This is a genomic window from Candidatus Omnitrophota bacterium, assembly GCA_028716165.1.
Classification (GTDB): domain Bacteria; phylum Omnitrophota; class Gorgyraeia; order JABMRG01; family JABMRG01; genus JAQUQI01.
Genome location: JAQUQI010000002.1, coordinates 116,502 through 133,670 on the forward strand (window position 1 = coordinate 116,502; position 17,169 = coordinate 133,670).

19 protein-coding genes are annotated in these 17,169 nt (G+C 42.1%); all 19 read right to left on the reverse strand.

Features of this window, described 5'->3' with window-relative positions:
- Window positions 1-11: 11 nt before the first annotated feature.
- Window positions 12-644 (reverse strand): endonuclease III, encoded by a 633-nt coding sequence (gene nth / locus PHV77_02020; protein ID MDD5504073.1) that lies wholly within the window; start codon window positions 642-644, stop codon window positions 12-14.
- Window positions 645-655: 11 nt separating this feature from the next.
- Window positions 656-838, reverse strand: coding sequence for a hypothetical protein (locus tag PHV77_02025; GenBank protein ID MDD5504074.1), 183 nt, complete (start codon window positions 836-838; stop codon window positions 656-658).
- A 117-nt stretch (window positions 839-955) separates the two neighbouring features.
- Window positions 956-1,645, reverse strand: coding sequence for a lipid-binding SYLF domain-containing protein (locus PHV77_02030; GenBank protein ID MDD5504075.1), 690 nt, complete (start codon window positions 1,643-1,645; stop codon window positions 956-958).
- Between the two features lie 12 nt (window positions 1,646-1,657).
- Entirely contained in the window at window positions 1,658-1,849 is a 192-nt protein-coding gene (locus tag PHV77_02035; protein MDD5504076.1) for a hypothetical protein, read from the reverse strand.
- Between the two features lie 61 nt (window positions 1,850-1,910).
- A complete protein-coding gene (locus tag PHV77_02040; GenBank protein ID MDD5504077.1) occupies window positions 1,911-2,183 on the reverse strand; it encodes a cupin domain-containing protein in 273 nt (90 codons plus the stop codon).
- Between the two features lie 16 nt (window positions 2,184-2,199).
- Entirely contained in the window at window positions 2,200-2,889 is a 690-nt protein-coding gene (locus PHV77_02045) for an NAD(P)H-hydrate epimerase (GenBank protein ID MDD5504078.1), read from the reverse strand.
- Window positions 2,890-2,961: 72 nt separating this feature from the next.
- Complete coding sequence (locus PHV77_02050) at window positions 2,962-3,906, reverse strand: hypothetical protein (protein ID MDD5504079.1); 945 nt, start codon at window positions 3,904-3,906, stop codon at window positions 2,962-2,964.
- Between the two features lie 16 nt (window positions 3,907-3,922).
- Window positions 3,923-4,792: a tail fiber domain-containing protein gene (locus PHV77_02055; GenBank protein ID MDD5504080.1), complete on the reverse strand. Its 870-nt coding sequence runs from the start codon at window positions 4,790-4,792 to the stop codon at window positions 3,923-3,925.
- A 14-nt stretch (window positions 4,793-4,806) separates the two neighbouring features.
- Entirely contained in the window at window positions 4,807-5,586 is a 780-nt protein-coding gene (locus PHV77_02060; GenBank protein ID MDD5504081.1) for a M48 family metalloprotease, read from the reverse strand.
- A gap of 35 nt (window positions 5,587-5,621) precedes the next feature.
- Complete coding sequence (locus PHV77_02065; GenBank protein MDD5504082.1) at window positions 5,622-6,884, reverse strand: glucose-6-phosphate isomerase; 1,263 nt, start codon at window positions 6,882-6,884, stop codon at window positions 5,622-5,624.
- A gap of 42 nt (window positions 6,885-6,926) precedes the next feature.
- Window positions 6,927-8,246, reverse strand: a complete 1,320-nt coding sequence (locus tag PHV77_02070) for a PhoH family protein (protein MDD5504083.1) — start codon at window positions 8,244-8,246, stop codon at window positions 6,927-6,929.
- A gap of 17 nt (window positions 8,247-8,263) precedes the next feature.
- Window positions 8,264-8,836 (reverse strand): LemA family protein, encoded by a 573-nt coding sequence (locus PHV77_02075; GenBank protein ID MDD5504084.1) that lies wholly within the window; start codon window positions 8,834-8,836, stop codon window positions 8,264-8,266.
- Window positions 8,837-8,892: 56 nt separating this feature from the next.
- A complete protein-coding gene (locus tag PHV77_02080; GenBank protein ID MDD5504085.1) occupies window positions 8,893-9,702 on the reverse strand; it encodes a TPM domain-containing protein in 810 nt (269 codons plus the stop codon).
- Window positions 9,699-10,445, reverse strand: a complete 747-nt coding sequence (locus PHV77_02085; GenBank protein ID MDD5504086.1) for a hypothetical protein — start codon at window positions 10,443-10,445, stop codon at window positions 9,699-9,701. Before PHV77_02085 ends, PHV77_02080 begins: the two co-directional genes overlap by 4 nt.
- Window positions 10,446-10,670: 225 nt before the next feature.
- On the reverse strand, window positions 10,671-12,266 hold the full coding sequence (locus PHV77_02090) for a hypothetical protein (protein ID MDD5504087.1): 1,596 nt from the start codon (window positions 12,264-12,266) through the stop codon (window positions 10,671-10,673).
- A 137-nt stretch (window positions 12,267-12,403) separates the two neighbouring features.
- On the reverse strand, window positions 12,404-12,769 hold the full coding sequence (locus tag PHV77_02095; GenBank protein MDD5504088.1) for a response regulator: 366 nt from the start codon (window positions 12,767-12,769) through the stop codon (window positions 12,404-12,406).
- 10 nt (window positions 12,770-12,779) lie between these two features.
- Window positions 12,780-14,858 (reverse strand): ATP-binding protein, encoded by a 2,079-nt coding sequence (locus PHV77_02100; GenBank protein ID MDD5504089.1) that lies wholly within the window; start codon window positions 14,856-14,858, stop codon window positions 12,780-12,782.
- Between the two features lie 4 nt (window positions 14,859-14,862).
- The gene (locus PHV77_02105) at window positions 14,863-16,203 is read right to left on the reverse strand and encodes a PilZ domain-containing protein (protein ID MDD5504090.1); all 1,341 of its coding nucleotides are present in this window, start codon (window positions 16,201-16,203) and stop codon (window positions 14,863-14,865) included.
- Entirely contained in the window at window positions 16,203-17,114 is a 912-nt protein-coding gene (locus PHV77_02110) for a response regulator (protein MDD5504091.1), read from the reverse strand. The genes PHV77_02105 and PHV77_02110 overlap by 1 nt, the downstream gene beginning before the upstream one ends.
- Between the last annotated feature and the right edge of the window lie 55 nt (window positions 17,115-17,169).

Sequence of the window (17,169 nt, forward strand, 5' to 3'; positions counted from 1 at the left end):
TGCCGGGTATTTCATGAATTTTTTTCCAGGCACAGGCTTTTTACAGGGCATTTTACGCACAAAGGGCGCTTTGCCCTGCATACCGCGCGGCCGAAATTTACCAAAAGATAGTTGAATTCAAGCCAGTATCGCCGCGGCAGGACGCGCATAAGGTCTTGTTCTATTTTTACAGGGTCTGTGTTGGAGCTTAGCCCCAAACGGCGCGAAATTCGTTTTACGTGAGTGTCAACCGCGATACCCTCGCGGACATTAAAGGCGCTTGAGAGTATGATATTGGCTGTCTTGCGGCCGACCCCCGGCAGGGTGATAAGTTCATCCATTGTCCGTGGCACACGGCCTTTAAAATTCTTTAGTATGAGTTTTGCCGACGCTATTATGTTGCGCGCCTTTTGCCTGTAAAATCCCGATTGATATATGTCTTTTTGAAATTCGCGCAGGTTTGCCTTGGCAATATCCCTAATGCCTTTGTATTTTTTAAATATTTTTGTAGAAACCCTGTTTGCTGTTTGGTCTGTTGACTGGGCTGATAAGATCGTTGCGACCAAAAGTTCAAACGGCCTGCGGTAGATGAGCGATGTCTTGTTTTTTGGAAAAAAAGCCTTTAGCTTTTTTACGATAAGCGCGGCCCCGCTGTTATTTTTCATATTGACAATGGCTACTTCTTGCTCTCTAATTCCTTGATAAGCCTGTCAATCTCGTCTTCAAGAGCAAAGAGCATTTTTTTTGATTCCATCACCTTTAGCCACTTAGACAGCCTATGAGGCTTGGCCTTGTCTTTTTCCATATCATGCTGGAGTTTTTTTAAAATTATTCTTCTTTTTTCTTTTTTATCTTTCATGTTTCATCCTGCCGGTAGAAAACTCTAGTCCTGCCTCGCGGCAGGGTCAGAGTTTTTAAGACTGTAAAAAACGCGTTTAGATAAAACTTTTGGTTTTTTGGTTACGCTATAATGATATTATTTGGTATATTTCTCAATGGTCGTAATCAGCGCGCGGCCTTCAGCCGTAGGCTGGACCTTATTTGCCATAAGAATATCATATGAGGTAAGTGATTGCTTGTAATAGTTTTCATTGGCGTCCGCTATCGGTGAGAGAACAGCGCCGTCAAGGGCAATACCCGCGAAAAGCCCCTTGCTTCTTGAATAAGACAGGATACCGGCTTTAAGAAACAGGTCTGTGCTTGCCTCGGCATTGCGTCCGACGGGGCCTGCTGAAACCGCGGCGTCACCTCCAAGGGTAAAATTATTTTGCAATAAGCCCTTCATACCGCGTTCATTTGTTATGACCAATACCAGGTCAATTATTTGTCCGCCGATCTGGAGGCCCCAACTGCCCCCCGCTATCCTGTAAAAACACGGCGCGCTCCATTTACGCGTATTTTTGTCCCTGTGAAGGGCTACTCCCGTTCCATATCTTGCGCCGAATATAAATCCGCCCTTAAGGACTGACGGAAATATTACTATGCCTTCGGCTTTTGATAAAAGATCTGACGGTATACTCTGTTCGGGCATTTGCATTATCTCGCGTATCAGGTCATCCGCCTCGCTGATTTTTATGTTTAAACTCGCATTATCAGCGCAGGCGCATGGCGCGATAATAGACAATAACATTACCAAGGCGCAAAACAAGCCGCATACAGTTTTCATAAAACATGCTCCTTATCTGTTTTTGAGGGTATCGTGCGCGATAGAACCGGACTTGCCCCACCCTTGTGCGGCCGGCATGGCTAAATCATCGTCCAGGATTATGCGTTTAAATATTACCCTGTGCCCCGCGCATTTTGGACACCATTCCGCCAGCGGGCCCTGGACAATATTTTTGCATATCTGGCATTCGTATAGCGTTTTCATATTTCCTCCCGAAGGTTATTTATAGATATAACCCTTGAGAAGGAAAATTATTCCGCTATTTTTATTTAAAGGTATAGACCTTGCGGATGCTTTCCACTACCTGCCAGGCGCATACTATGCCTTTAGGTAATTTTACCAGGTCGCCTTTTGTGATGATTATTTCCCCGCCTTTTTCGGTTCTTATTACGGCCTTACCCTCTATTAAAAAAAACCATTCCTCTTTATCGTATGTTCTCTGGAATTGGGAAGGCTGGCATTCCCATGGGCTCCATTTACCTATGTCAAGTTTTTGTATTTCGTCCTCTGAAGGCTGTGAAACTTCAATTTCACGCATAAAAATTATCCGGATTTCATGGCCTTAAGCCTATATCCGCTATCCTGATATCGCCGCAAAGGCCGGGCCCGTCGTTTTGATAAAAACCTTTTTTCGCCAAACCCATCGTCACGGTCATATCGGCTTTTACCGCTTCCGCGCGCTTTTTGCCTGAATCAGCATCCAGGCCCGAAGGGATGTCCGCGGATATAGTGTATGCCGGGCTCTTATTGATAAGGGTTATGACATCTTTGTAAATGCCTTCTGCCTTGCCGTTAAAACCCGTCCCGAATACGGCATCAATGATTATATCCGAATGAGCGGGTTTTTTCAAGGTATTAATATCGCGGCTCGTTAAAATCTCATGTATGTTCCGGTTTATCCGTTTCAGGGCAAGCAGATTAAAATATGAAATACCGCGAACCTGCGCTTTTTGGCACATAAGATATATGTTAACATCGTAACCCGCGCTTAAAAGATACCTGGCGCATACCAGTCCGTCGCCGCCATTATTGCCTTTGCCGCAAAATATACAAACAGATACAGCACCTTTATTTTTATCTGATTTTTGGATAATATCAAAAACTGCCGCGGCAATTGCCACGCCCGCGTTTTCCATAAGTATGGCGGCAGGTATGCCGTAAGTATTAATGGTTTTTTTATCAATCGCCCTTGCCTGGCTTTTTGTCAGTAATTTTTTTGGTTTATGGAATAATGGTTCGCGCATATTGTAAGGTATTTTGCCCTAACTGCGGGCGTTTTGTTATATTAAAAACTATTATTTTAAAGGTGAAATATTTTAAGAAGATTTTTCGTTATACAAAAATTCGCCTTTTTTATAATCATTTCCCTCGCCTTTTACCTCTTCTACTATAATTGGATTTTTAACGGCATATCTGTCACAGCGCGTGCCTGTTATCTGCCATGATATCTGTTGGTTTGGCCTTCCTCCGGCTATGGTGAAAGAATTATTCTTTACCCCGTCTTTTATATGCAGGCTTGGCGCTGGCGCTCCCATGGCTGTTAATTGATAGCGAAAGTCTTTATTTAATGCCTCAAAATAATCCGGCAGTATTACAACCGCTTCGCCGTTTTTATCAAGGGTAATTGTGCCGTCATAGATATTTTTCATGTCCGGCGATTCAACAAAACTATGCCGTAATATTTTGTTTTCCGGATCTAATGGATGGTCAATCAAAAAAGAACCGGCGGTTTTTGTTAGTGTGCCGGTTACCTGCATATTTCCATTTCTTATAAGAGTGGTACGATTTAAAAGCATTAGTACTGTTGCTGTTGAGGTATCATACCAATATAAGCCTATTGGTCCCACTGAACATGATCCTAATAGCATATTTAAATCGGGAAAGTTTATAGCTGTACCTGTCCCATGGCTTAACCGTATGGCCTCATAGAACATTCCCGGCACTATGGCCGTATCAGGCACAATCTCAAGCTTCGCGTTAGGGCTTGCTGTCCCGATACCGATACGGCCTTCAACAGTAAGCGTTCCGTCTGTAGTTGAAGCCGTGTAGTCGCTTCCTACTGAAAGCGAGTCGTATTCGCCGTAAGGGGCGGGATAATAAGTGGTTAATGTTATGGTTTCTTCGGCCTTAACGCCCGTGCCTGTTAAAAGCATAAGGCAGAATACCGGAAACATCGTAAACACGGCTTTTTTATCATACAAGTCCCTCTCTATTTTAAGATGAATATGTATTACCTGTTTTAAGCCTGTTAATACATTCATAAATATGCGTAGCAGTTTACGGCTGTTTATCAAGTTTTTGCCTTAATTCAGTTACTTCGTTTTTTAAAATGTCTATTTGCGCCTGAAGTTCTTTTACGGCATTGACTAAGACGGCGTTCAAATTCCCGTAAGAGATTCCTTTTTCACCGTCTTTTCCGCTTACGATTTCAGGCACTACCTGTTCCATTTCCTGCGCTATAAATCCGATTTGCCTGGAGCCGTCTTTTTTTATGGTGAACTTTTTTGGCTGTATCAGCATAATCTCATTAAGGCCGTAATCCAAGTCGGTAATATTTTCTTTAAATGCTATATCAGAGGCGTTTGTCCATGCCCCGCCCGCACTGCAGTATGCCCCGCTTGCCATATGCAGAGGATACGCCGGGCTTGTTGTCCCTATACCGACATAACCGGTATTAAGTATTGTAAGCCTTGCCTGCGGCCCTGTGGCATAAGAATTTGTTGTTGCCAGATACATATGCGTGCCGGCGGCATTGTCCTGGTGGACATAGATACCTGCCTGCGCGCTGTCTGCCGTCGACTGGCTGAATGTTATGGCGTTTCTTGTATTGCTTGTAAGACTGCGCACTTGTATAGCGCCCCTGTTGGTACTGCCGAAATTAGGAGCTGTATAAGAGCCTTCTCCCCCATATACTACAAGCGGGGCGTTCGGTGCCTCTGTCTTAATACCGACACTGCCTTCAACAGTAAGCGTCCCGTCTGTAGTTGAAGCAGTGTAGCCGCTTCCTACTGAAAGCGAGTCGTATTCGCCGTAAGGGGCGGGATAATAAGTGGTCAAGGTTATGGTTTCTTCGGCCTTAACGCCCGCGCCTGTTAAAAGCATAAGGCATAATACCGGAAATATCGTAAACACGAACTTTTTTGTCATACGAGCCTCTCTTTTTAAGATGAATATGTATTGCCTGTTTTAAGCCTGTTAATACGTTCATCAATATACGGGTGAGACCTCAAAATATACGCGACTGATATGCCTTTTTCTTCATCGGACTTAAGCACTTCAAGGGCCCTTTTCATGCCGTCAGGGTCAAAGCCCGCGCCCGTGGTATATTTTATGGCAAGTTCATCGGCCTGGTATTCATCTTTTCTGCTATAGCCTAACTGGACGAGGTTAAAGGCGGTCGCGCCCGCGTAAGCGGCATAACCTGCCTGCTTACTTTTCTTATCATCCTGATTATTCGTATATGCCATAAGCGCTACCGTTGAGAGCAGTTGATAACCCAAAGATGCCTGCATTTTTTTTACGATATGCCTTGCCGCGACATGGCCTATTTCGTGGCCCATAACAGCGGCAAGCTGATCGTCGTCAAGCCTGTCATATAAGCCCCTGTAAATATACACATGCCCGCCCGGTATGGTAAAGGCGTTGAGCGTTTTATCCTCTATAAGATAAAATTTATATTCAAGGTCTCTTCTGTCGGATGCCGCGGCCACTTTTTTGCCTATATTCTCAAGGCGCGATATGGAAGAAGTGTCTTTGCTGATTTTATATTTTTGTTCAATCTGCGCGGCCGCGCTTTTTCCTATGACTGTCTCCGATGCCGTGTTTATGAATATGGCCTCATTGCACCCTGTAGCGGGATTAAACGTCGTCGCGCATCCGCAGGCCAGGAGCCCTGATAAAACAACCGTGCCGATAAAAAGAATTTTTGTTTTTTTTGCCATTTGTTTTTTAATACCTGTTTGTTTTAAACCGTTTTTTATTTAAGCAGTGACAGCATATTTTTCTTGTATGCTTCAACGCCGGGCTGATTAAAGGGGTTGACCTTCAGCAAATATCCTGAAAGCCCCACCGCGCGCTGGAAGAAATAAAATATCTGCCCCAGGCAAAAGGCCGACCTTTCTTTTACGGATAATGTCATATTGGGCACGCCCCCCTGCATATGCGCCAGGGACGTCCCTTTATAAGCCATTTTATTGATAAAGCTTAGGCCCTTGCCAGCCAGATAATTTAAGCCGTCAAGATTATCGTCACATGCGGGCAGGGCGATGTCTTTACTTTTTTCATCTATAGCAAGAAAGGTCTCAAATATATTGCGTTCGCCTTCCTGTATCAATTGGCCATTGGCATGAAGGTCTGTGGAAAATATTGCGGTAAGCGGCACAATGCCTTTGCCGTTTTTACCCTCGCTTTCCGCGTAAAGCTGTTTCCACCACTCAAGCACATAAAGCATTGATTGATGAAAGCTTGCCCCTATTTCTATTTTTTTACCCATTCTGTATAGTATATTTCTGTAAACCGCGTATTTACAAGACGGGTTCTTTTCCAAATCGCAGGACGCGCTCATTTCTTCCGCGCAGACGGCGCCTTTGATAAGCTCGTCAATGTCTATGCCGGCTATGGCCATCGGCAAAAGCCCTACAGAAGTCAATACGGAAAATCTCCCGCCTATGTTTTCAGGTATAAAGAAGAGCCCGAATCCGTTTTTGCGCGCTATTTGAAAGAGCGCCCCCTTTGATTGCGTAGTTGTGCAGATAACGCGTTTTTTAAGCTCATTTGCCTTGTAGCGTTTTTTCATTTCATCCATTACCACCCTGAATGCCGCCGCTGGCTCTAAGGTAGTGCCTGATTTTGAAATGACATTAACCGCTATGTCCTGCCCCTTTAACTCGTCCAGCCTGTTACTAAGGTAATCAGGGTCTATATTGTTTCCCGCGAATATTATTTTTACGCCGCGGGTGATATCCATAAATTCTATGGCCGCTCTGGCACCCAGATATGAGCCGCCTATACCTATTACAACGCAGGCCTGGCAGGAATTCCTTATAGATGATGCCGCTAATTGTATTTCTTCAATGGATTTTTTATCTGTCCGGGAAGGAAGGTGCAGCCAACCCAGGTAATCCGACCCCTCTCCCGAACCTTTCTCCAGCATATTATGGCATTCAATGACTTCGGTTTTAACTGACTCTAAATCAGCTTTTTTGATGAACTTATCGGCATAGGACGTATCTAATCTCATTTTCTCCTCTAATGTTTATATAGCTTTGGCCCCCGCTCACCTTTACAGCATCTTTGCCGCGATAGAGGCAAGTTCGCTTCTTTCACTGCTCGTCAGCGTTACGTGCCCGAACATGGGCTGGTTTTTCATTTTTTCAACGCAATAAGTCAGGCCGTTGCTTGATGAATCAAGGTATGGATTGTCTATCTGGTAAGGGTCGCCGGTCAATACCATTTTCGCGTAATTTCCGGTCCTGGTTATAACGGTTTTTATTTCATGGGGCGTCAGGTTTTGGGCCTCATCAATAATTATAAACTGTTTTGGTATGCTCCTGCCCCGCATATACGTAAGGGCTTCAAGCTGTAAAAGCCCTGTGTCAAGAAGGTCATTTATTGTTTTGAATTTTCCGCGCTGTTTTTTACGGTGCATTGAAAGGATGAATTCAAGGTTATCAAAAATAGGCTCCATCCAATTCTCAAGCTTTTCTTCTTTTGTCCCGGGCAGATATCCGATGTCCCTGCCCAGCGGCATAATTGGCCTTGATATAAGGAGCCTGTCGTATGAGGCGTCGTCAAAGACCTTTTGCAGGCCCGCGGCTAAGGCGAGCAGTGTCTTTCCCGTGCCCGCACTGCCGACTAATGTTACAAGCTTGATGCTGTCGTCGCAGAGCAGTTCCTGCGCCATGACCTGTTCTTTATTGCGGGCATTTATGCTCCATATCTCTTTGCCGCCGTGTTTTATCTGCTGGAACGCTTTTTTATCCGCGTTATGCCTGGCCAGCGCCGTGTGCTTTTCATTGTCCATATCAGAAAAAAAGGCGAATTCGTTCGGCATGAAGTCAGAAGGCATGCCTTCCTGTATTGTTTTATGCTCATAGAATTCATCTATTTTCTCTTTCGGCATGCTGATCTTGCGCCAGCCTGTATATAATTTGTCAAAGTCTATTTTTTCTTTTTCAAAGTCCATTGCTTTGATGCCTATGGCATCTGCCTTGACCCTGGCATTTATGTCCTTTGAAACGAAGATTACCTTCATCTGCTGGCTTTGCAGGAGATACGCTGTCATCAATATCCTGTTGTCAGCGACATTGGGCGAAAGCCCCAGCTCTCTTATAGCCGGCGACAAGTCCATATTGGCTATGACACGTATAAGGCCGCCGTTTTCAGTGGCAACTCCGTTACCAAGCTTTCCCTTTCTTCGGAAAGTATCAAGTTGCCTTATCGCCTCCCTGGCATTGCGGCCTTTTTCATCATGGTCTTTTTTGAATTCGTCAAGTTCTTCAATTACCTCTATAGGAATGACCACTTCATTGTCCGCGAACGCCAAAAGCGAAGCGGAATTATGCAGCATAACGTTTGTATCAAGCACGAATATCTTTTTCATCTACGCCCGCCCTTTCGTTATAATTGAAAATCAACTTTCGGCACAGCCTTTGCGGCTGATTCGGCCTCAAAATACTCTGCCGGTTTATCAAGGCCGCGCATGCGCGCGAATATTCCGCCGGCTATGGTCCTGATGTAACTGTTAAATATCTGGACATTTCTGTTATACCTGTTTCTTTCAACCGATATGCGGTTTTCCGTGCCCTCAAGCTGGGCCTGGAGTGAAAGAAAGTTTTGATTAGCCTTTAAGTCGGGATAATTTTCAGCTATAAGCAAAAGCCTTGATATGGCGCTTTGCATGCCTTCGGCGGCCTTGATTTTATCATCCTGTGTAGACGCCGATGCCCATTGCCCGCGCAGGCGAGTTACCTCGGTAAAAAGGCCTTTCTCGTGCGAGGCATATCCTTTTACCGTATTGACAAGGTTTGGTATCAGGTCATTACGCCTTTGGAGCTGGTTTTCAACCTGGCTCCACGAAGCTGTTATCGCTTCATTAAGAATGGCTACCTGGTTAAGCCCTCCGATTACCCAGCCGGCAAGTATGATAATGATAACACCTATCGCGATCAATACTACCCAAACGGTCTTCATGCGCTCCTCCTATTGAATTTGTGTTTTTTATATCCTATGGTTTTCGTAGATATTTATTACCAGCGGCCCGATGCTCCTCCGCCGCCGGAAAATCCTCCCCCGAAACCGCCAAACCCGGAACCGAACCCGCCTCCAGACCCGCCCGGGCCATACCAGTAACCGCCGCGCCTTCGTCCGTTCGGCGTTGTCAGAAAAAAGAACAAAAGTCCTGAACGCATGCCGAATAAAAGGACAAACAGCAGTAAATATGCCAATGACGAGAGCGGTGACGAGCGTTCTTCTGTCTGTTGCCGTATGGCAGACATGTTCTCATCAAGGTCAATATTGACATTGTATTCTTTGGCAATAAGGTCAGTGATGGCCAGGATCCCTGCCAGTACCCCTTTTTCATAAAGCCCGTTCCTGAATTGTGGGATGATAATTCCGTGGATAATATTGCTTGCAATGGCATCAGGTATCGCCCCTTCCATGCCGTATCCTGTTTCTATCCTGACGGCTCTGTCAGCCATGGCAAAGAGCAGTAATACCCCATTATCCGAGCCTTTTTGGCCTATGCTCCATTTCTCAAAAAGCCCTGCCGCGTATTGCTCTATTTCAAGCGGGTTGGTTGTATTAACAATGACAACAGCCAGCTGGGCTCCGGTAAGGGCTTCTATTTGGCTGGCAATGGAAGCGCCTGTTTGCACAGCCTTTTGGCTTAATGTGCCCGTATAGTCATTAATATAACCGGCGGGTGCCGGGTATGTTTCATTTTCTTCTGTGTATGATGATGAAACAGCAAGAAAAATCAGGCACAGTATTCCTGCCGCGCTTAAAAAAGGCCTCTTTAATAAAGCTAAACCAAATCTTGCGTCAGGCCTGTTCATAAAACATTATCCGCTATTATGGATAGTTTTTCAAGCTGTTCTATAAAACAAAACAAGGCTTCTTCAAGGTTATTGCCGTTGATTTTACCGTCATTTCTTTTGTCCGCGAGTATGTCAGAAAATATATCTGTATCAATGTCAAACGCCGTCCCCATGGCCCTTATATTGCCTTCTTTTGTTTGTAAGGCAGGAATGCCCTTTACCCTTAATAATGCTTTGAAGACAGGCAATAATCCCGCGAATGAATCCTTTATCAGGGCTTCAATACCTTTACGCCTTTGGCCTATTTCAAGGTAACCCTGCCGCAGCCTTACAAGTTTTCCTTTTATCTGTTCTTCACATATAAAACGCAGGTTTTTGGGGTCAATATTTATACCGGAAATAATGTCCTCTCCGTATATAAGTATATTATGTTCTTTCATTTCCATAAACTCTATCGGGAAGGTGTCAAGAGATGACATTATATAGTCCGGCGTAAGGAAAAGAGGCGCGTTAATCCCGCGCCTTATGCCGTCATTGAGTATACCGAGGCTTTTTTTAAGTTCAACGCGGCTTATATGACTGAAAATGACCGCGCTGTTTATGTCGGAGGAGCCCTTTTTGAATTCTTTGCCGGCACAACTGCCGTATATGAATATAGAAACGATTTTGCCGCTGTGTAATTGCAGGAACCTGTTGAAGTATGGCCCGATCAATTTATAAACATAAACGTCTAATAAGCCGGTATTCTTTAATTCTGGCATAATGATAACCTCTGTTATTTTAACGGATGTATTATATAATAATTACGCGATGCACTCAAGCACCAAATTATATAATGATTTATTTGAACATGCTCTAAGATTTTGACAGGATATCGGCGCGGAATAGTATTGTTTGGATGAGATTGTCTGTATTTTTAATAACAAAAAAAGAAGCCCGCTTAAATATCGCGGGCCTCTTTAATCTGTTCTATGATTTTTTTGTTATTATGCCGCCAATAACGCGTTTTCATACGAATTTATAAATTCCATATGCTCCTGGCTGTAATCTGATATTATCTCAAACCTCTTGTCTTTTAACAACATGACAAGGGCCTCTATCAAACCTTGCCTGCTCCATGCTATCAAGTCTTCTTCGGCGCTGGCAAAGACCCTACTCTGGCTTATGTTATTATTAAGCATGAAACCCGCTATTATCAAAGCCGACTGGTCTGGCGTTATTGATGTTTGCTTGAATACGTAATTTTCAAATATGTTTTTGTCTATGCCTAATTGGCCTAAAAATATATCCGCAGGCATATTTTCTTTGTTGACTAAATAGAACTTTCTGATATCTCCGGCAGATTGTTTTATGACAGCTTGTAAAGCCGGGCTTTCCTTTAACGCGTCGGAATAGACAATTACAGCCTGCGCATTAAGGGGCTTGGCTATATTGTCCTTTGTAGTAGGCGCGTATGCAAGCAAAGCCTGTGCCATCTGAAGCTGGGCCTCATATTCCGCATCCGGCAGTCTTTCAGGTGTAATGCCGGCTGAAGAGGATTTCGTCTCCGATATATCTTCTTTCGCGGACAGGGTATACTTCTCTGTAACCGGCTTTTTGGTATCACCGGGGATATTACTGATAGGCGATATATTAGGTATGGTTGACCTTGGCTTTGTAGAAAATACTTCCCGAATGCCTATTATTTTCTGAAATTTAGCAAAGGCGTTGTTTCTAGGTTGAAGCAAATTCCGGCCCAACGCTACTTCTCCTGAATGGACGGAGATCAGTGTTACATTCTTTAATTCATCCGGTGCCAGAGGTATATCCGAAGCCAATATTTCAACAATACCGTTTTCTGGTATTGTATATTTCTTATTGATTAACCCCCTTGGGCTGTCAGGCGCGTATCCTTGCGGTAGAAGGCGAATATAGAAGTTGATACCGGCCTGTTCTTTGGGAAATACCACTTGTAATGTTTTATATCCGCTAAAGTTAAAATTGCCGACTGAAAAACAACTGAACATGCCCTTGTCTTCGCCCCATCTGATAGGTTTATCAGTTATGACTTGTTCCATGACACATTCAACAGCCTTAGCGCTTGACGGCTCCTCTTGGGAATCCTTGATTAACCTTTTATTCACGTTATATTGCAGAATAGGTATGCCTGGTTCCATTTGCGCAGTGAGCCATGTCCAAAAAAAGACGCGAGATAAAATAGCCCAGGGGCTTGGCTTTGCTGATTTTAGGGCATCGGATACGGCATTGCTAAGCTCTTGACGATTATTGATATTAACGACAGTTCTGCTTTCTGGGCTGATTATTTTTATCTCACTATTTGTTACCGCCTTTGCGGATAAGCGCCACCCTTTAAAAACCTCATTATTAAGAGCCCAAGCTAATGCCCAAGCGTTGAGGGGGGCTTCAAGTGTGAGTGTAACAATTTTCTCGTTTAGTTCCTTTTCTATGCCTTTCATTACTATCGGTCCCGCAATCGGAGCCCTTAATGTCCATTCTTGGGCCAAGCCAGGGGTTGCAGACAAAACCGTATTATATAAAAAAGAAAGCACAATTAATAATGAAACAATTCTTTTGTAGCGCATAGACCCTCCATTTTTGAGTTCATTAATATATTTTAAATGTTTTTAAATACTATCATATAAATCATTTGGTGTCAAGTATTAGTTTATCAAATAACAGGTATGCGATTTATAGATAGAAATAGCTTTAGGCGCGGTTTTTAACAGATTTTCACGCTAATTAACATCTCGTTTAGCTGTTTAAGATCAACCGGCTTATGCAATATCTTGATATCCGGTTTTTCGTAGAGCCTTTTACGGGCAGTTTCTTCGGTATGCCCTGTAAGCATAATGGGTATGGTATCGGGGCTGGTTTCCTTGAGTCCGGCTATAATGATATCTCCGTCCAGTGGACATGAACTGCTTAAATCCAAATCGCATAAAAGGACGTCCGGTTTTTCTTTGGCAAGTATAGCCAGGGCTTTTTCAGCCGTATCGGCGCTGGAGATTGCGTAGCCTAAGCGCGTCAAGCATTCGGCTAACATATTTAACGCCTTTACATCATCGTCAACCAGCAATATTTTCACTTTAATGCCTCTATGCTTTTGGAAATTCCAGGCAAAACGTGCTTCCGCCGCCGGCATTATTCCTTGCCGTTATACTGCCTTTATTGCGCAGGATAATTTCACGCACTACTGCCAGCCCGTAACCCGAACCGTCTGTTTTGGTAGTGACAAACGGTTCAAATATTTTATCAAGCTTATCTTCGGGTATACCGCAGCCCGAATCCGTCACCTCTATTTTTACCTTGTTGTTATCTTCTTTTGCCGTGATCAGAATACACCCTTTTTCTTTTATAGCTTCCGCTGCGTTTTTAATCAGATTAAAAAATATCTCTTGCATCTGGTCTTTATCAGCAATGATATCAGGTAAATCCAAAGGTATATTTTCTTCTATATGTATCCTGTCTGACTGAAGCTTATGCCCCAGAATATTAAGTGTATCTTTCACGCTTTCTTTTATATTAATGGGTTTTGAATCAACAATCTTTTTTGGCTTGGCAAAATTTGAAAGCTTGCCTGTTATGCTGGCGACCTTTTGGATCTCGGACATTATGTCATACATTATTTTTTCCACTTCCTTAAACTGGTTTTCAAGGTCTCTATTTTCAAAAGGCTTGGCCTTTTTGTTTAATATGTAAGCCTGTATCTGGATGCTTATTCTATTTAACGGATTGCATACTTCATGATTCACGGCAGAGGCCAATGTCCCTATTGCCGCTAATTTTTCACACTGCGACGCCTGCATAAAAAGCTTAGCGTTGCTTATTGCTATTGAAAGCGCTTTCATTAAAGTCGTGATTATATCTATATCGTTTTCATCATAAGGCTGATCGGATTTTTTTGCCCCTAAACTTAGTATGCCTACCATTTCATTGTGTATAACCAGCGGCAGGCACGCCATGGATTTTATTTTTTCCATGTCTTTTTTTACCGGTTCAGAGGCTTGCGTGCTCTTATTGCGGCTCTGGTAAAGCAAGGGCTGGTAATTTGCTTTAAGCGCCTGGACAAGACTGCTTTTTGAATCAAAATATACGCCTTTTCCGTCCACTCCAGCCGCGTTATACACTTGATACCCCACCTCTTCTTTGCTAAGGAGCAAGATAGCGCAATTTGATAAACATAAATGCCTGACCAAAGCCTCAATGGTGACATTGCAGAGCGTATCAAGATTTAAGATAGTTAATGCTTTGTTGGAGAAATCTTTAAGCATTGTTCGGGCGTCATACTTTTTTTGAAAAAGGTATTTATTGGTTAAGCTTATCAAAAAATTATAAACAGGCTGTTGTAACAGCACAATAATAACAGCGCTTATCGCCAATGCCAAATACCTGGAGTGCGGAATGTATTTTGCGATAAATTCCTGAGTCAAAAGAGCCGCCATGATTATAATGGTGAACACAAAACCGAATAGCCCCGCGAAAACAAGGGTTTTTTTGACAATAACTTCAATATCAAGGAGTTTATGGCGTATAATGGCATAAGCTACTATTATTACGTATACGGCGATTAAGATATTTAAATAAGGAGAGAATTTAATATCGTACCACATAGGCCAATTAGACGCCCCTCCTATAAAACCAAAAGCTGCTGCAACTATGCAATATTTTATCTGTTCATGCTTAAAACCGCTACTCGTCTTTAGCCCACGAATAAAATGTATAAAACCATACAATACTTGTATAAACCAAAAAACTAAATAAATGTTAAAAAATAAACTTGGTATGGGCCATAATCCTAAATTATATTTTAATATGAACCCATTATAAAAAATACCGGAAAAGTTGAAATAAATAAAAACGAAACTAACAGCGTAAATGACGCGTAGTAAATTTCTTTTCACAACAAGTCTATCGGTAAAAGCGAAAACAAAATGCAAGAAAGCGGCATTAATTAAAATGACTCCTAAAACCAAAACTTTAAACCAAAAAATTTTACTTGTATGACCAGCCGTTGTCTGCCATAAAAAATAGCCTATGCTATAAAGAGTGATAGATAAGTTAACGTTCAAATAGGCCTTGCTGACGGAACTATTCGGTTTTTTTAGATAACCAAACAACCCTAATATCAAACTGGTTAATGCGTTTATAAGTCCTGTAAAAGCTAAAAAAGTCATAGTTCTATCTTTTGGTTATAATCACAAATAGGATTATGCCAGATTTATCTCTTTCAGTTTGCACATCAAAGTCTATTGATATGCCTTCTTTTATGATATTAAGAAGTTTTTCTTCATGCCTGGGATAGAATGTCCAGTCTGCCCACCAATCTATGGCGACAGGATCGTATTTGATTATATCCTTGTGAGCTAAAATCAGGGTTCCGTTCGGTTGCAGGATATCAAACCAAAAAGAGATAAGTAACTTAAGTAGCCTGTCAGGCAGATAATCAGCCAAACCTATACTATAAATAAGCGAATAATCGCCTAAAATTTTTTTATAATCCTGACTATCTTTTATATAGTTTAATACATTATGGTTTAGGTATCTATGTTCAAGAAGTTTTGATGCATAGGGACTTAAAACTTTTTTGGAAAAATCCAGCGCCTCTTGATCGTGATCAACCAGAGTGAAGATTGTCTTGTTTTTCGGCGCAAAGCCTGTTGAGAGCATTTCTACTATTTCTCTGCAGGATCCGCAAGCAATATTTAAAATTTTTGTGGGATTAAACCTTGATTTTAAGAGATATTTTTCAAGCATATCTTTCATTTTGTCTTTTCTGTTTCTTACGGCCGCAGCGTACTCATTGTTTAAAAAATACATATCCGAACAATACCCTATATTTTCAGAGATCGCTTTATTGTTATAAACAAGCTCTATAGTAAAATAATCACCTGGATAACCGCGCGGTTTTTCATAGGCGCGTTTAAGAATTTTGCCTCTATAAGCCCACGGGCCTAACAACGCTCTAAAACATTCTTTTGATTTTTTGATTAATTTCTTATTGGAAAGCAAGTTTTCAAGATTATGGCCTTTTTCCACAATGTCATCAGTTATTCTTCCCGCTTTATTACAGGCATCGGTTAATCGTATTTTATTATTTTGGATATCATTGACAAGAGAATCCAATTGCGACATATATTTCTTACAGTGTATAGTCCAGAAGTCTGATACAGTTTGTTTATCATCAGAACACGTTATTTCATCAATAATGGGTTTTATGGTTTCGCGTATGCACATGCCGCGCAGATAGTCTAGATCCCTTTCCTTTAATCTTATAAAACACGCGCCGTACCTGAAACCGTTTTTTTGTATAAGATGTTTGCTCCAAATGATTTTAAATTCTGTTTTTATGGATTCGTTTGGCGACAGTTCTATATCCGCAACGGCGTTTGACAGTAGCAAAGGTTTTTCAAAAGCAATGCCGAAACCTGTTTCACTGATGTCTATGACTTTACCAAATACATTGGAATTGATACGTAAAGGAAAAGAAGTTTTAATTCTTGGGTATAGCCGTTTATTCATTATTTTACCTTTCTGATCAGGTTATGCTTAAAGCATATAGACCATATCATTTTATTCAGTCTTTCGGCGTTTTCTTTGTCTTTTTTTTCATCATAGTTATACATATCGTCGCTTTCAATCCATATACCCCCGCTATGCTTGGCGTCTTTAAAACCGTGGGAGTTTATGTTTTGTTGAGTGCCATGGACAATTATTGCTTTCGGCGCATACTTTGATTTCATAATATCACTTATCAGGTTGGCGGTTGATTCGGATTTTTTGCCATGCGGCTTGTCCGTTGGTACCTCGGTAGCGCATATTACTATATCCGGCCTGAAAGCAGACAGGGCCCTCCGAGCTTCTTTTTGGCAATATACCGGCATATACTCATATTCGCCGTATGGCTCTACAAGCGGCGGAGGATATTTGTGTTCGCCGTCTTGAATAGGCAAAAGATAAGGCATCCAGAACTCTCTTTCAATAAAAAGTATTTTTGCCGCCGGAACAATGTCATTTCTTCTTGTGATTTCATCTAAAGAAACGGGAATTACCCTGGTAGCGTCTTTTGCCTTTAGAACATCGTCTATTCTGTTTATTATCTCATCAAGTAGAATAGGTTTCGGGAAAAAACCGTCCACTCCAAGTTCTGCTACTGCTTTTTTCACTTCATTGTCATAACTTGTTATGACTAATACCTTTGTATCGGGATATTCCTGACGAATTATTTTTAGTACCTGTATCCCGTTTATTCCCGGAAGCTGCATATCAAGCAAAACAATGTCAGGTTTTTTTTCTTCCAATATTTTTAAAGCTTCTTCACCTGTCAGTGTTAAATATATTTCATGTTTTAATACTTTTGGGATAAGGTCTGTGAGGAGATTAATAATGCTTACATCGTCATCAACAACAAGGATCTTTTTGATATCCGCCATAGCCCTCCCCTACCGCTTCTTTAGATACAGCGGTGGTTTATTAGTTAATATTATT

Coding starts and splice junctions, on each gene's coding strand:
- nth (MDD5504073.1), bottom strand. CDS start 644: ATGAAAAATAACAGCGGGGCCGCGCTTATCGTAAAAAAGCTAAAGGCT.
- PHV77_02025 (MDD5504074.1), bottom strand. CDS start 838: ATGAAAGATAAAAAAGAAAAAAGAAGAATAATTTTAAAAAAACTCCAG.
- PHV77_02030 (MDD5504075.1), bottom strand. CDS start 1,645: ATGAAAACTGTATGCGGCTTGTTTTGCGCCTTGGTAATGTTATTGTCT.
- PHV77_02035 (MDD5504076.1), bottom strand. CDS start 1,849: ATGAAAACGCTATACGAATGCCAGATATGCAAAAATATTGTCCAGGGC.
- PHV77_02040 (MDD5504077.1), bottom strand. CDS start 2,183: ATGCGTGAAATTGAAGTTTCACAGCCTTCAGAGGACGAAATACAAAAA.
- PHV77_02045 (MDD5504078.1), bottom strand. CDS start 2,889: ATGCGCGAACCATTATTCCATAAACCAAAAAAATTACTGACAAAAAGC.
- PHV77_02050 (MDD5504079.1), bottom strand. CDS start 3,906: ATGAATGTATTAACAGGCTTAAAACAGGTAATACATATTCATCTTAAA.
- PHV77_02055 (MDD5504080.1), bottom strand. CDS start 4,792: ATGACAAAAAAGTTCGTGTTTACGATATTTCCGGTATTATGCCTTATG.
- PHV77_02060 (MDD5504081.1), bottom strand. CDS start 5,586: ATGGCAAAAAAAACAAAAATTCTTTTTATCGGCACGGTTGTTTTATCA.
- PHV77_02065 (MDD5504082.1), bottom strand. CDS start 6,884: ATGAGATTAGATACGTCCTATGCCGATAAGTTCATCAAAAAAGCTGAT.
- PHV77_02070 (MDD5504083.1), bottom strand. CDS start 8,246: ATGAAAAAGATATTCGTGCTTGATACAAACGTTATGCTGCATAATTCC.
- PHV77_02075 (MDD5504084.1), bottom strand. CDS start 8,836: ATGAAGACCGTTTGGGTAGTATTGATCGCGATAGGTGTTATCATTATC.
- PHV77_02080 (MDD5504085.1), bottom strand. CDS start 9,702: ATGAACAGGCCTGACGCAAGATTTGGTTTAGCTTTATTAAAGAGGCCT.
- PHV77_02085 (MDD5504086.1), bottom strand. CDS start 10,445: ATGCCAGAATTAAAGAATACCGGCTTATTAGACGTTTATGTTTATAAA.
- PHV77_02090 (MDD5504087.1), bottom strand. CDS start 12,266: ATGCGCTACAAAAGAATTGTTTCATTATTAATTGTGCTTTCTTTTTTA.
- PHV77_02100 (MDD5504089.1), bottom strand. CDS start 14,858: ATGACTTTTTTAGCTTTTACAGGACTTATAAACGCATTAACCAGTTTG.
- PHV77_02105 (MDD5504090.1), bottom strand. CDS start 16,203: ATGAATAAACGGCTATACCCAAGAATTAAAACTTCTTTTCCTTTACGT.
- PHV77_02110 (MDD5504091.1), bottom strand. CDS start 17,114: ATGGCGGATATCAAAAAGATCCTTGTTGTTGATGACGATGTAAGCATT.